The 12,874-nt window shown below is 62.2% G+C and carries 10 protein-coding genes; 7 read left to right on the top strand and 3 right to left on the bottom strand.

Annotated features, from left to right (window positions below; all coding sequences use genetic code 11):
- The first annotated feature begins 4 nt into the window (after window positions 1-4).
- From BM279_RS01935 to BM279_RS01905, 7 genes are all read left to right on the top strand, one after another.
- Window positions 5-1,363, top strand: coding sequence for a glutamine synthetase family protein (locus BM279_RS01935; protein ID WP_093500436.1), 1,359 nt, complete (start codon window positions 5-7; stop codon window positions 1,361-1,363).
- Between the two features lie 54 nt (window positions 1,364-1,417).
- The gene (locus BM279_RS01930; protein ID WP_093500434.1) at window positions 1,418-2,785 is read left to right on the top strand and encodes an aspartate aminotransferase family protein; all 1,368 of its coding nucleotides are present in this window, start codon (window positions 1,418-1,420) and stop codon (window positions 2,783-2,785) included.
- A gap of 165 nt (window positions 2,786-2,950) precedes the next feature.
- On the top strand, window positions 2,951-4,051 hold the full coding sequence (locus BM279_RS01925) for a polyamine ABC transporter substrate-binding protein (protein WP_093500432.1): 1,101 nt from the start codon (window positions 2,951-2,953) through the stop codon (window positions 4,049-4,051).
- Window positions 4,052-4,201: 150 nt separating this feature from the next.
- A complete protein-coding gene (locus BM279_RS01920; protein ID WP_208604505.1) occupies window positions 4,202-5,296 on the top strand; it encodes a polyamine ABC transporter substrate-binding protein in 1,095 nt (364 codons plus the stop codon).
- 57 nt (window positions 5,297-5,353) lie between these two features.
- Window positions 5,354-6,508 (top strand): polyamine ABC transporter ATP-binding protein, encoded by a 1,155-nt coding sequence (potA, locus tag BM279_RS01915; RefSeq protein ID WP_013789494.1) that lies wholly within the window; start codon window positions 5,354-5,356, stop codon window positions 6,506-6,508.
- Entirely contained in the window at window positions 6,505-7,413 is a 909-nt protein-coding gene (locus BM279_RS01910) for an ABC transporter permease subunit (RefSeq protein ID WP_093500430.1), read from the top strand. Before potA ends, BM279_RS01910 begins: the two co-directional genes overlap by 4 nt.
- Window positions 7,410-8,285 carry an ABC transporter permease subunit gene (locus tag BM279_RS01905; RefSeq protein ID WP_093500428.1) on the top strand — a complete coding sequence of 292 codons (876 nt, stop codon included), beginning with the start codon at window positions 7,410-7,412 and terminating at the stop codon, window positions 8,283-8,285. The genes BM279_RS01910 and BM279_RS01905 overlap by 4 nt, the downstream gene beginning before the upstream one ends.
- Window positions 8,286-8,883: 598 nt before the next feature.
- Here BM279_RS01905 and BM279_RS01900 read toward each other — a convergent pair.
- From BM279_RS01900 to BM279_RS01890, 3 genes are all read right to left on the bottom strand, one after another.
- Window positions 8,884-10,857, bottom strand: coding sequence for a BCCT family transporter (locus tag BM279_RS01900; RefSeq protein WP_093500426.1), 1,974 nt, complete (start codon window positions 10,855-10,857; stop codon window positions 8,884-8,886).
- Between the two features lie 218 nt (window positions 10,858-11,075).
- Entirely contained in the window at window positions 11,076-12,566 is a 1,491-nt protein-coding gene (locus BM279_RS01895) for a YifB family Mg chelatase-like AAA ATPase (protein WP_093500424.1), read from the bottom strand.
- A gap of 34 nt (window positions 12,567-12,600) precedes the next feature.
- Window positions 12,601-12,873, bottom strand: a complete 273-nt coding sequence (locus BM279_RS01890) for an accessory factor UbiK family protein (protein WP_027908906.1) — start codon at window positions 12,871-12,873, stop codon at window positions 12,601-12,603.
- Between the last annotated feature and the right edge of the window lies 1 nt (window position 12,874).

Below are 12,874 nucleotides of genomic sequence, written 5' to 3'. Positions count from 1 at the left end.
CTCTATGAGCACCAAACTGGACCAGCTCTCGAGCTGGTTGAAAGAACGCAAGATCACCGAAGTCGAATGTCTGGTCAGCGACCTGACGGGGATTGCCCGGGGCAAGATCTCGCCGACCAACAAATTCCTCGACGAAAAGGGCATGCGCCTGCCCGAAAGCGTGTTGCTGCAGACTGTCACCGGCGACTACGTCGAAGACGACATCTATTACGACCTGCTCGACCCGGCAGATATCGACATGTTCTGCCGGCCGGACGAGAACGCCGTATTCATTGTACCCTGGGCCATCGAGCCCACCGCCCAGGTGATCCACGACACCTACGACAAGCAGGGCAACCCCATCGAGCTGTCGCCGCGCAACATCCTCAAGAAGGTGCTGCGCCTGTATGCAGAGAAAGGCTGGCAACCCATCGTGGCGCCGGAGATGGAGTTCTACCTGACCAAGCGCAACAGCGACCCGGACTTCCCGCTGGTGGCTCCGATGGGCCGTTCCGGGCGCCCGGAAACCGGCCGGCAGAGTTTCTCGATCGATGCGGCCAACGAATTTGACCCGCTGTTCGAAGACATGTACGACTGGTGCGAGCTGCAGGGCCTGGACCTGGACACTCTGATCCACGAGGAAGGCCCGGCGCAGATGGAGATCAACTTCCGTCACGGCGAGGCTCTGCACCTGGCCGACCAGATCCTGGTGTTCAAACGCACCATGCGCGAGGCGGCGCTCAAGCACGACGTGGCGGCGACCTTCATGGCCAAGCCGATCACCGATGAGCCGGGCAGCGCCATGCATCTGCACCAGAGCATCATCGACGTGAAGACCGGCAAGAACATCTTCTCCAACGAAGACGGTTCGATGAGCCAGCTGTTCATGCATCACATCGGTGGCCTGCAGAAATACATCCCCGAAGTGCTGCCGCTGTTCGCGCCCAACGTAAACTCGTTCCGCCGCTTCCTGCCCGACACCTCGGCGCCGGTGAACGTCGAGTGGGGCGAGGAAAACCGCACCGTCGGCCTGCGCGTGCCGGATGCCACGCCGAATAACCGCCGCGTGGAAAACCGCCTGGCTGGCGCCGACGCCAACCCTTATCTGGCCCTGGCAGCCAGCCTGCTGTGCGGCTACATCGGCATGGTCGAGGGCATCGAGCCCAGCGCGCCGGTCGTCGGCCGCGGCTACGAGCGCCGCAACCTGCGCCTGCCGCTGACTTTGGAGGCGGCGCTGGAGCGCATGGAAACCTGCCAGGTGGTCGAACAGTATCTGGGCCACAAGTTCGTCAGCGGCTACGTGGCGGTCAAGCGTGCCGAGCACGAGAATTTCAAGCGGGTGATCAGCTCCTGGGAACGCGAGTTCCTGCTGCTCTCGGTCTGATCCAGTCGGGGCTGCCGTGTGATCCGACCGGCCCCGCATTTATAAGAGGTGAACATGACGGCAAACAATGCAAAGACCCAGCAATGGCAGGCCATGAGCCGCGATCATCACCTGGCGCCTTTCAGCGACTTCAAACAATTGGCCGAGAAAGGTCCGCGCATCATCACCCGCGGTGAGGGCGTGCATCTGTGGGACAGCGAGGGCAACAAGATCCTCGATGGCATGGCCGGGCTTTGGTGCCTGGCCGTCGGCTACGGCCGTGAGGAACTGGTCGAGGCGGCCAGCAAGCAGATGCGCGAGCTGCCGTTTTACAACACCTTCTTCCAGACCGCCCACCCGCCAGTGTTGGAGCTGGCCAAGGCACTCGCCGAGGTGACGCCAGCTGGCATGAACCACGTGTTCTTCACCGGCTCAGGCTCGGAAGGCAACGACACCATGCTGCGCATGGTTCGCCATTATTGGGCACTCAAGGGCAAGCCGAACAAGAAGGTGGTGATCGCCCGCGAAAACGGCTACCACGGCTCCACCGTCGCCGGCGCCAGCCTGGGGGGCATGAAGGGCATGCACGAGCAGGGCGACCTACCGATTCCGGGTATCGTGCATATCGCCCAGCCTTACTGGTTCGGCGAGGGCGGCGACATGACGCCGGAAGCCTTCGGCATCTGGGCTGCCGACGAGCTGGAGAAGAAGATTCTCGAAGTCGGCGAAGACAATGTCGCCGCCTTTCTGGCTGAGCCGATCCAGGGCGCCGGCGGGGTGATCATCCCGCCGGACAGCTACTGGCCGCGGGTGCGCGAGATTCTCGCCAAGTACGACATCCTGTTCATCGCCGACGAAGTGATCTGCGGCTTCGGACGCACCGGTGAGTGGTTCGGCAGCGACTTCTACGGCAACAAGCCGGACATGATGACCATCGCCAAGGGCCTGACCTCCGGCTACGTGCCGATGGGCGGCCTGGTGGTGCGCGACGAGATCGTCAAGGTGCTCAACGAGGGTGGCGACTTCAACCACGGCTTCACCTATTCCGGGCACCCGGTGGCGGCGGCGGTGGCACTGGAGAACATCCGAATTCTGCGCGAAGAAAAGATCATCGAGCGGGTCAGAGAAGAAACGGCACCGTATTTGCAGAAACGCCTGCGCGAATTGGCGGATCACCCGCTGGTCGGTGAAGTGCGCGGCGTAGGTATGCTCGGCGCCATCGAACTGGTGAAGGATAAAGTCACTCGCGCGCGTTACCCGAGCGACAAGGCGGTGGGCATGATCTGCCGCGGTCACTGTTTCGAGAACGGACTGATCATGCGCGCCGTGGGCGACACCATGATCATTTCGCCGCCGCTGGTGATCAGCAAGAGCGAGATCGACGAGCTGGTGGAAAAGGCCCGCAAGTGCCTGGACCTCACCGCCCGTGCTTTACTGGCCTGACGGCTGCTGCAAGGCGTTTCGAAGGTAGCGACAGTTGGTGCAATAAATTGCCTGCCAGGGCTTGAGCGATGGGGCTGCTATCGCCAGACTTGCCGGCCAAAAAAACGGGCCTTCCGCACAGCGCGGCGGCCCGGTTAATCGACATCACATAGGGAGCTGAACCGCATGATCAAGACTTTCGGCAAGACTCTGCTGGCGGTGACGCTGGCCGGCGCCGTGGCCGGTATGGCGCAGGCTGATGGCAAGGTCCTCAACATCTACAACTGGTCGGACTACATCGCCCCGGACACCATCGAGAAATTCACCAAGGAGACCGGCATCAAGGTCACCTACGACGTCTTCGATTCCAACGAAACCCTGGAAGCCAAGCTGTTCGCCGGCAAATCGGGTTACGACATCGTGGTGCCGTCCAACAGCTTCCTGGCCAAGCAGATCAAGGCCAAGGTCTACCAGCCGCTGGACAAGTCCAAGCTGCCGAACTGGGACAACCTGGACAAGAACCTGCTGAAAACCGTCGAGGTCAGCGACCCGGGTAACAAGTATTCCTTCCCGTACATGTGGGGCACCGTGGGCATCGGTTTCAACCCCGAGAAGGTCAAGGCTGCGCTGGGCGAAAACGCCCCGGTTGATTCCTGGGACCTGCTGTTCAAGCCCGAGAACATCGAGAAGCTGAAGTCCTGCGGCGTGTCCTTCCTCGACTCGCCAACCGAGATCCTGCCGATCGCCATGCAGTACCTGGGCTATGAACCGACCAGCACCGATCCGAAGCAGCTCAAGGAAGCCGAAGCGCTGTTCATGAAGATCCGCCCGTCGGTCACCTACTTCCACTCCTCCAAGTACATCTCCGATCTGGCCAACGGCAACCTCTGCGTGGCCGTGGGCTACTCGGGCGACATCTACCAGGCCAAGTCGCGCGCCGAAGAGGCCGGTGGCAAGGTCAAAGTCTCCTACAACATTCCCAAGCAAGGTGCCGGCGCCTTCTTCGACATGGTGGCCATTCCGGCCGATGCGGAGAACGTCGAGTCCGCCCATGCCTTCCTGAACTTCCTGCTCAAGCCGGAAATCATGGCCGAGATCACCAACGAAGTGCACTTCCCGAACGGCAACGCGAAAGCCACCCCGCTGGTCGACGAAGCCATTCGTAACGACCCAGGCGTTTACCCGACCCAGGAAACCATGGGCAAGCTGTATGCCTTCCCGGACCTGCCGGCGGCCGCCCAGCGCACCATGACCCGCAGCTGGACCAAGATCAAGTCCGGTCGCTGATCGGCTGATGACCGCGGCGCCTGGTGCCGCGGTCCGTTTCAGCAGGCAAAGGGGCGGATCGTCGCCCATCGAGGGCAGCGCCACGACCGTGGCGCTCTCCCAGATCGCGATACGTCACCTCGGTGACGAGACACAAGAAGAGGACGACCTGTGCATTTTTCCCTGGGCAAGATCCTGACAACGACCGCGCTTTCGGTTGGCTTGGCAACCCTGGCACATGCGGACGGCACCGTGCATATCTACAACTGGAGCGACTACATCGGCGAGAACACCCTGGCCGAGTTCCAGAAGGCCACGGGCATCAAGCCGGTCTACGACGTCTTCGACTCCAACGAAACCCTGGAAGGTAAACTGCTCGCCGGCCGTACCGGCTACGACGTGGTGGTGCCGTCCAATCATTTTCTCGGCAAGCAGATCAAGGCGGGTGCGTTCCAGAAGCTCGACCGTTCGCTGCTGCCGAACTGGAACAACCTCGACCCGGCGCTGCTCAAGCAGCTGGAAACCAACGACCCGGGCAATCAATACGCCGTGCCTTATCTGTGGGGTACCAACGGCATCGGCTACAACGTGGCCAAGGTCAAGGAAGTGCTCGGTGTCGACAAGATCGATTCCTGGGCCGTGCTGTTCGAGCCGCAGAACATGAAGAAGCTCGCCAGCTGCGGCGTGTCCTTCATGGATTCGGCAGACGAGGTTATTCCCTCGGTGCTCAACTACCTGGGCCTGGACCCGAACAGCCAGAGCGCTGACGACTACGCCAAGGCCGAAGCCAAGCTGATGGAGGTGCGCCCCTATATCAGCTACTTCCACTCCTCCAAGTACATCTCCGATCTGGCCAACGGCAACATCTGCGTGGCGTTCGGCTACTCCGGTGACGTGCTGCAGGCCGCCGACCGTGCCGCGGAGGCCGGCAAGGGCGTCGAAATCGCCTATGCGATTCCCAAGGAAGGCGCCAACCTGTGGTTCGACATGCTTGCCATCCCCAAAGATGCCAGCAACGTCAAAGAGGCCCACGCCTTCATCAACTACCTCCTAGATCCCAAGGTGATCGCCGGGGTCAGTGACTACGTGGGTTACGCCAATGCCAACACCAAGGCGGGCGAGCTGATGGATCAGGAAATCCGCGAGGACGAGTCGGTGTACCCGCCGCAGGCCGTGCTGGACAAGTTGTACGTGATGGCCGAACTGCCGCCCAAGGCGCAGCGCCTGATGACGCGAAGCTGGACGAAGATCAAGTCCGGAAGATGATCAACCCTTTAGCGCCCGGCCTCTGTCGGGCGCCATTTTTACTGCGGGAGTTTGGTAATGGCAGTTGCTTCCAGTACCTATAAGAAGGTCATCGAGGGGAGCCAGCAACCCAAAGAGGTGTTGGTCAAGATCGAGCGTGTGACCAAGAAGTTCGACGAAACCGTCGCGGTCGACGATGTCTCGCTGACCATCAACAAGGGCGAGATCTTCGCCCTGCTCGGTGGTTCCGGTTCCGGCAAGTCGACCCTGTTGCGCATGCTCGCCGGCTTCGAGCGGCCGACCGAAGGGCGCATCTTCCTCGACGGCCAGGACATTACCGACCTGCCGCCGTACGATCGACCGATCAACATGATGTTCCAGTCCTACGCGCTGTTCCCGCACATGAGCGTGGCCGACAACATCGCCTTCGGCCTCAAGCAGGACAAGATGCCCAAGGCCGAGATCGACGCCCGTGTTGCCGAGATGCTCAAGCTGGTGCACATGACCCAGTACGCCAAGCGCAAACCGCACCAGCTTTCCGGCGGCCAGCGTCAGCGCGTGGCGCTGGCCCGCTCGCTGGCCAAACGCCCCAAGCTGCTGCTGCTCGACGAGCCGATGGGCGCGCTGGACAAGAAGCTGCGCTCGCAGATGCAGCTCGAGCTGGTGGAAATCATCGAGCGCGTCGGCGTGACCTGTGTGATGGTCACCCACGATCAGGAAGAGGCCATGACCATGGCCCAGCGCATCGCCATCATGCACCTGGGCTGGATCGCCCAGATCGGCAGCCCCATCGACGTCTACGAGACGCCGGCCAGCCGTCTGGTCTGCGAGTTCATCGGTAACGTCAACCTGTTCGACGGGCAGATCGTGCATGACGACACCGACCACGCGGTGATCGACTGCCCGCAGCTCGACAAGCCGATCTATATCGGCCACGGCATCAGCACCCGTGCCCAGGAGACCCAGGTCACCTACGCCCTGCGCCCGGAAAAACTGCTGATGGCCACCCAGCTGCCGGCTGACCACGAGCACCCGGAATACAACTGGAGCAACGGCACCGTGCATGACATCGCCTATCTGGGCGGCCATTCGGTGTACTACGTCAAACTGACCTCCGGGCAGATCGTGCAGTGCTTCATCGCCAACGCCGAGCGCCGTGGCAAGCGGCCGACCTGGGATGACCCGGTGGTGGTGTTCTGGGAAGACGACAGCGGCGTGGTGTTGCAGTCATGAAAATGAGCAGCCTGACCAAGCGTATGCCTAATGGCCGGCACCTGGTGATCGGCATCCCATTCATCTGGCTGTTCCTGTTCTTCCTGCTGCCGTTCATCATCGTGCTGAAGATCAGCTTCGCCGAAGCCGATGTGGCGATCCCGCCGTACACGGAAATCTATACCTGGGTCGACAATACACTGCAGGTGGTGCTGAACCTGGGCAACTACATCTTCCTTACCGAGGATGAGCTGTATCTGGCCGCGTACCTTGGCTCGCTGAAAATCGCCTTTTTCAGCACCCTTGCCTGTTTGCTAATCGGCTACCCGATGGCCTACGCCATCGCCCGGGCCAAGAAGGAAACCCAGACGGTCCTGCTGCTGCTGGTGATGATGCCGACCTGGACCGCGATCCTGATCCGCGTTTACGCGTGGATGGGCATCCTCAGCAACAACGGTCTGCTCAACGGCTTTTTGCAGAGCATCGGCTTGATCGACGCGCCACTGCAGATCCTCAACACCAACACCGCGGTGTACATCGGCATCGTTTACTCGTACCTGCCGTTCATGATCCTGCCGCTGTTCGCCAACCTGGTGAAACACGATCAGAGCCTGCTCGAAGCAGCTTCGGATCTGGGTTCGAGCACCTTCAACAGCTTCTGGAAGATCACCGTACCGCTGTCCAAGAACGGCATCATCGCCGGCTGCATGCTGGTGTTCATCCCGGTGGTTGGCGAGTTCGTGATCCCCGAGCTGCTCGGCGGGCCGGAAACCCTGATGATCGGCAAGGTGCTGTGGCAGGAGTTCTTCAACAACCGCGACTGGCCGGTAGCCTCGGCGCTGGCGGTGGTGATGCTGGCGATCCTCTTGGTGCCCATCATTCTGTTCAACCGTAACCAAGCCAAAGAGCTGGAGGGCCGGGCATGAAGAATTTCCGTTTCTCCACGCTGATGCTGTGGGCAGGCCTGACTTTCATCTATCTGCCGATGGTCATCCTGGTGATCTACTCGTTCAACGCCTCGCGGCTGGTGACGGTGTGGGGCGGCTGGTCGACCAAGTGGTACGTGAGCCTGCTCGACGACCGCCAGCTGATGGGCGCCGTCTGGCGTTCCCTGGAGATCGCCTGCTACACGGCGATCGCCGCGGTGGCGCTGGGTACGCTGGCGGCCTTCGTGCTGACCCGCATCAGCCGCTTTAAGGGCCGCACGCTGTTCGGCGGCCTGGTCACCGCACCGCTGGTAATGCCGGAAGTGATCACCGGTCTGTCACTGCTGCTGCTGTTCGTGGCCATGGCCCAACTGATCGGTTGGCCGGCGGAGCGCGGCATGATGACCATCTGGATCGCCCACACCACGTTCTGTTCGGCCTATGTGGCCGTGGTGGTGTCGGCGCGCCTGCGCGAGCTGGACCTGTCCATCGAAGAAGCGGCCATGGACCTCGGCGCGCGGCCATGGAAGGTGTTCTTCCTGATCACCATCCCGATGATCGCGCCTTCGCTGGTGGCTGGCGGCATGATGTCCTTCGCCCTGTCGCTGGATGACCTGGTACTGGCCAGCTTCGTGTCCGGTCCTGGCGCCACCACGCTGCCGATGGAGGTGTTCTCCAAGGTGCGCCTGGGCGTGACCCCGGCGATCAACGCCATCGCCAGTCTGATCCTGCTGGCGGTATCGCTGGCCACCTTCCTGGTGTGGTTCTTCAGCCACCGCGCCGAGGAGCGCCGTCGCAAGGCGATCCAGCAGGTCATGGAAGAAAGCCAGCACGCCATCGGTGCCCGTCCGGAGGTCAAGCCGGCTCACTGAGTCAGCTGAGCGGCAAGACGATGCCCGCCACTGCGCAAGCAGGGCGGGCATTTTCATTTCCGGCATTCGGATACCGATGCCCGCATCATCCGATTGCGTAGGAGCGGCTTTAGCCGCGAGTTTTTATTCAGGTAAACAAAGAGCTCGGGGCTAAAGCTCCTCCTAAAAGTATTCCGCTCGCCGACCGCTTCCACCTTTTTGCAGGCAAAGCGCGAAAGGTCGTGAGCAGGCTCTTAGAACCTGTTCAAAGTGTTGTATGCGCATGAAGGCAACTACGAAGCAAAGCGGACATCGTTGCTTTACCTGTGGGAGCGGGCGGGGACGCCCTGTCCATGCCCGTGACTTTTTCGCGGGCATGGCCCGCTCCCACAAATACTCCGTGAATGGCCGCTTCTGCCAATTAGTCGCCAAGGTCGACGCACCTGGGCTGAAAAGATTATGAACAGGTTGCAAGAGAGGTTGGCGTGGGCATCGCTAGCGACTAGGTCACAGGTTGCGCCCTGTTCTACGGCGACGCTTGTCCAGAAGTGATAAGGCAGAGGCAGATATAAAAACGCCCGGGCTGAGACGGCCCGGGCGTTTTCGTTACTGCAGAGGTTTAGCGCGTCAGGTGCAGGAAGTGCATATGGCGCTCATATTGGTCGAGGATATCGCCGATCACTTCTTCGCGGTTCCAGCCCATCACGTCATAGTCCTGGCCGCCCTCGTTGAGGTGCACTTCGGCGCGGAAGTACTTGCGTTCCTCGCTGGAGTCATCGCGCGTGTCGCGCAGGGCGAAGCTCGGCTGAATCAGCGCGCGGGGGCGTACATGATACTGGAAGTCGGCTTCGGCGCCGTGGCTGACTGACAGCGTAACGCGTCCGTCTTCACCGCTCTCCACTTGGGCTTCGCGGCCCTGTTTGCGCATCTCCTCGGCCACCTGCTGGCAGGCCGGCAGCACGGTTTCGGCGATGAAGCGATTGACGTGGGAACGACGTGGCAGCATCACCATGCTGCGTAGGCGCCGTTGCCAGCCGCCGGTGCTTGATGCACCGCGTGGGCTGAGGGCGACCTGGTCACGCAGGTTACGCTTGGCGGCGTCGATCTGCAGGGCGCGCAGCAGCCCCCACATCGACGCCAGCAGGGCAATCACGAAGGGCAGGGCACTGGCGATGGTCGCCGTCTGCAGCGCCTTTAAGCCGTCGGCCAGCAGCAGCGAGGCGGCGACTACCGCCATCAGCGCGGCCCAGAAGATACGCTGCCAGACCGGCGTCTGGTCCTGGCCGCCGGAGGCGAGCATGTCCACCACCATGGCGCCGGAGTCCGCCGAGGTGACGAAGAACACCACGATCATCAGCACCGCGATCTGCGACAGGACTGCCGAGAAGGGGAAGTGTTCGAGGAAGGCGAACAGCGCCAGCGAGCTGTCCTTGTCGACCGCCGCCGCGAGGTCGGTGATGCCGTCGACCAGAATCATGTGAATCGCGGTGTCGCCGAACACGGTCATCCACAGCAGGGTGAAGCCGGCCGGCACTACCAATACGCCGCCGATGAACTGGCGAATGGTACGGCCGCGGGAGATGCGCGCGATGAACAGGCCCACGAACGGCGACCAGGATAGCCACCAGCCCCAGTAGAACAGGGTCCAGCCGCCAATCCAGTCGGTCGGCTCGTAGGCGTAGAGGTTGAAGGTTTTACTGACGATCTCCGAAAGGTACTGTCCGGTGTTCTGCACGAAGGTCTGCATGATGAACACGGTCGGGCCGAGCACCAGCACGAACAGCATCAGGCAAACGGCCAGCAGCATGTTCAGTTCGGAAAGTATGCGGATGCCCTTGTCCAGGCCACTGACCACGGAAATCGTAGCTAGGCCCATGGTGCCGGTCAGCAGCAGGAGCTGAACCGTGGTAGTGGCGGGTATGCCGTATAGGTGGTTGAGCCCGGTGTTAATCTGCATCACGCCGTAGCCCAGCGATGTGGCTACGCCGAGCACGGTACCGATCACCGCGAAGATGTCCACGGCATGGCCGATGGGCCCGTAAATGCGGTCGCCGATAAGCGGATAGAGCGCCGAGCGCAGTGTCAGCGGCAGGTTATGGCGGAAGCTGAAATAGGCCAGGATCAGCGCGACGATGGCGTAGATCGCCCAGGCATGCAGGCCCCAGTGGAAGAAGGTGACGTTCATTGCCTCCTTGGCCGCTGCCACTGTCTGAGCTTCACCCACGGGCGGTGCGAGAAAATGCATCACCGGTTCGGCGACGCCGAAGAACATCAGGCCGATGCCCATACCGGCGCAGAACAGCATGGAGAACCAGGTTCGGTTGTTGTAGTCCGGCTCGCTATGGTCCGGGCCGAGCTTTATGTCGCCGTAGCGACTGATGGCCAGGAAGACCGCGAAGAGCAGGATCAGCGCGACGGAAAGGATGTAGACCCAGCTGGCGTTCTCGATGATCCACGACTGGGTGGCGCCGAACACGCTCTGAGCGCTTTCCTTGAAGGCTGTGCTGTAGATCACCAGGCAGGCGATCAAAAAGGTCGAGCCGAAGAAAACCGGCGGGTTAAGAGTGGAGCGGGAAGACAGATTTGCCCCCATTGAGCTAGCTCTCCTTGGTCGGAGTCAGTCCATGAATCACCCGCTCGCCGATCAGCTTTCGCTGGATCGCGGAAGGTGCACTGGAGATACGACTCGGTTTTCGGATGGCCGCCAAAAGCGGAAGGCCCGCAATTGTAGCACTGCCATTAGTCGGGGTTTTTGAACCTGTTTGTTATCGATAGGAAAGCGCTTCGTTTCGTTCAGCTTTTTTGTGCCGCTCACAGGCTGGTGCGGTACTGCAGCGCCTCGGCCAGGTGCTGTCGGCTGATCTGCTCTTGGGCCTGCAGGTCGGCTAGGGTGCGCGCTACCTTCAGCACGCGATGGGCCGAGCGCAGCGACAGGGTCAGGCGTTCGCAGGCGTGCTCCAGCCACTGGCGGTCGGCGTCGGCCAGCGCGCAGTGGGCGCGCAGCCCGGGCAGGTCGAGAAATGCGTTGGCGATGCCCTGGCGCTGCAGCTGGATATCCCGCGCAGCGGCGACACGGCTGGCCGCTGCTGCACTGGTGTCGCCGTTATCAACCGGGGCATCGAGCTGGGTGCTCTCCCGGGCCACGGTGATATGCAGGTCGATACGGTCGAGCAGCGGCCCGGAGAGTTTGCCCCGATAGCGCTGAATCTGCTCCGTGCTGCAGCGACAGCGCCCGCTGGGGTCGCCCAGAAAACCGCAGGGGCAAGGGTTCATCGCCGCTACCAGCTGGAAGCGGGCAGGGAAACTGACCTTGTCGCGGGCACGGGCAATTACAATCTGCCCGCTTTCCAGAGGCTCTCTGAGCACCTCAAGAACGCGACGGTCGAACTCGGGCAGTTCATCGAGGAACAGCACGCCGTGATGGGCGAGGGTGATTTCCCCAGGTTGCGGACGACTGCCGCCACCCACCAGGGCCGGCCCGGATGCGCTGTGGTGCGGATGGCGAAATGGCCTTTGCGGCCAGCTCTGCAGCGGCGTGTGGCTGGCCACCGAGCGAATCGCGGCGACCTGCAGGGCTTCCTCTTCGGTAAGTGGCGGCAGCAGACCGGGCAGGCGACTGGCCAGCAGCGTTTTGCCGGTGCCCGGGGGGCCACTCAGCAGCAGGTTGTGATTTCCTGCAGCCGCCACCAGCAGCGCGCGTTTGGCGGCGATCTGGCCCTGTACTTCGGCCAGGTCCGGATAGGGTTGGGTGTGGCGCAGCAAACCCTGGGGCTGGTAGGGCGACAGGGGTGTTTGGCCATTGAGGTGGGCGACCAGTTCCAGCAGGTGCTCGACCGCCAGCACGCTGAGGCCGGTAGCCAGGCTGGCTTCCTCGGCGTTTTCCTTTGGCACCACCAGAGTGCGACCGGCTTGTCGGGCGGCCAGCGCGGCGGGCAGCACGCCCTGCACCGGGCGGATCGCTCCCGAGAGCGCGAGCTCGCCGAGGCATTCCAGACTGGTCAGGGATTCGGCGGGTAACTGGCCACTGGCGGCGAGGATGCCCAGGGCGATAGCCAGATCAAAGCGGCCGCCATCCTTGGGCAGATCTGCCGGCGCGAGATTGAGGGTGATGCGGCGTGGCGGAAAGTCCAGGGCGCAGTTGAGGATGGCGCTGCGTACGCGGTCCTTGGATTCCTTGACGGCGGTTTCCGGCAGGCCGACCAGCGCCAGGGAGGGCAGGCCGTTGGCCAGGTGCGCTTCGACCGTAACGCTGGGTGCATCGACGCCGATCTGAGCGCGGCTGTGGACTATGGCCAATGACATCGATCACTCCTTGATCGTCTGCCGGCCGAGCGGATTACTCGGCCGGGGCGTGTTGCGTCGTTGCGGTGCGCGTTTCCAGTTCGGCGACCTTGGCTTCCAGCGCTTCGAGGCGCGCGCGGGTGCGGGCCAGCACGATCATCTGGCTGTCGAATTCTTCGCGGCTGACCAGATCCAGCTTGCTGAAGCTGCTCTGCAGCAGTGCCTTGAGCTGGGCTTCGATTTCACTGCGGGGCAGTGGGTTGTCACCGCTGAGCAGGCGACTGGCCTGGCTGCTGAGGGCATCGAGCAACGCTTTGGGTGGCAGCATG

The sequence above is a fragment of the Phytopseudomonas straminea genome (genome assembly GCF_900112645.1).
GTDB classification, from domain to species: domain Bacteria; phylum Pseudomonadota; class Gammaproteobacteria; order Pseudomonadales; family Pseudomonadaceae; genus Aquipseudomonas; species Aquipseudomonas straminea.
Note: the sequence above shows the minus strand (reverse complement) of the source record. Positions and strands in the feature narration are given on the sequence as shown.

Bases quoted from the DNA above. Each gene is read 5' to 3' on its own strand.
- BM279_RS01935 (WP_093500436.1), top strand. From the start codon at position 5: ATGAGCACCAAACTGGACCAGCTCTCGAGCTGGTTGAAAGAACGCAAG.
- BM279_RS01930 (WP_093500434.1), top strand. From the start codon at position 1,418: ATGACGGCAAACAATGCAAAGACCCAGCAATGGCAGGCCATGAGCCGC.
- BM279_RS01925 (WP_093500432.1), top strand. From the start codon at position 2,951: ATGATCAAGACTTTCGGCAAGACTCTGCTGGCGGTGACGCTGGCCGGC.
- potA (WP_013789494.1), top strand. From the start codon at position 5,354: ATGGCAGTTGCTTCCAGTACCTATAAGAAGGTCATCGAGGGGAGCCAG.
- BM279_RS01910 (WP_093500430.1), top strand. From the start codon at position 6,505: ATGAAAATGAGCAGCCTGACCAAGCGTATGCCTAATGGCCGGCACCTG.
- BM279_RS01905 (WP_093500428.1), top strand. From the start codon at position 7,410: ATGAAGAATTTCCGTTTCTCCACGCTGATGCTGTGGGCAGGCCTGACT.
- BM279_RS01900 (WP_093500426.1), bottom strand. From the start codon at position 10,857: ATGGGGGCAAATCTGTCTTCCCGCTCCACTCTTAACCCGCCGGTTTTC.
- BM279_RS01895 (WP_093500424.1), bottom strand. From the start codon at position 12,566: ATGTCATTGGCCATAGTCCACAGCCGCGCTCAGATCGGCGTCGATGCA.
- BM279_RS01890 (WP_027908906.1), bottom strand. From the start codon at position 12,873: ATGCTGCCACCCAAAGCGTTGCTCGATGCCCTCAGCAGCCAGGCCAGT.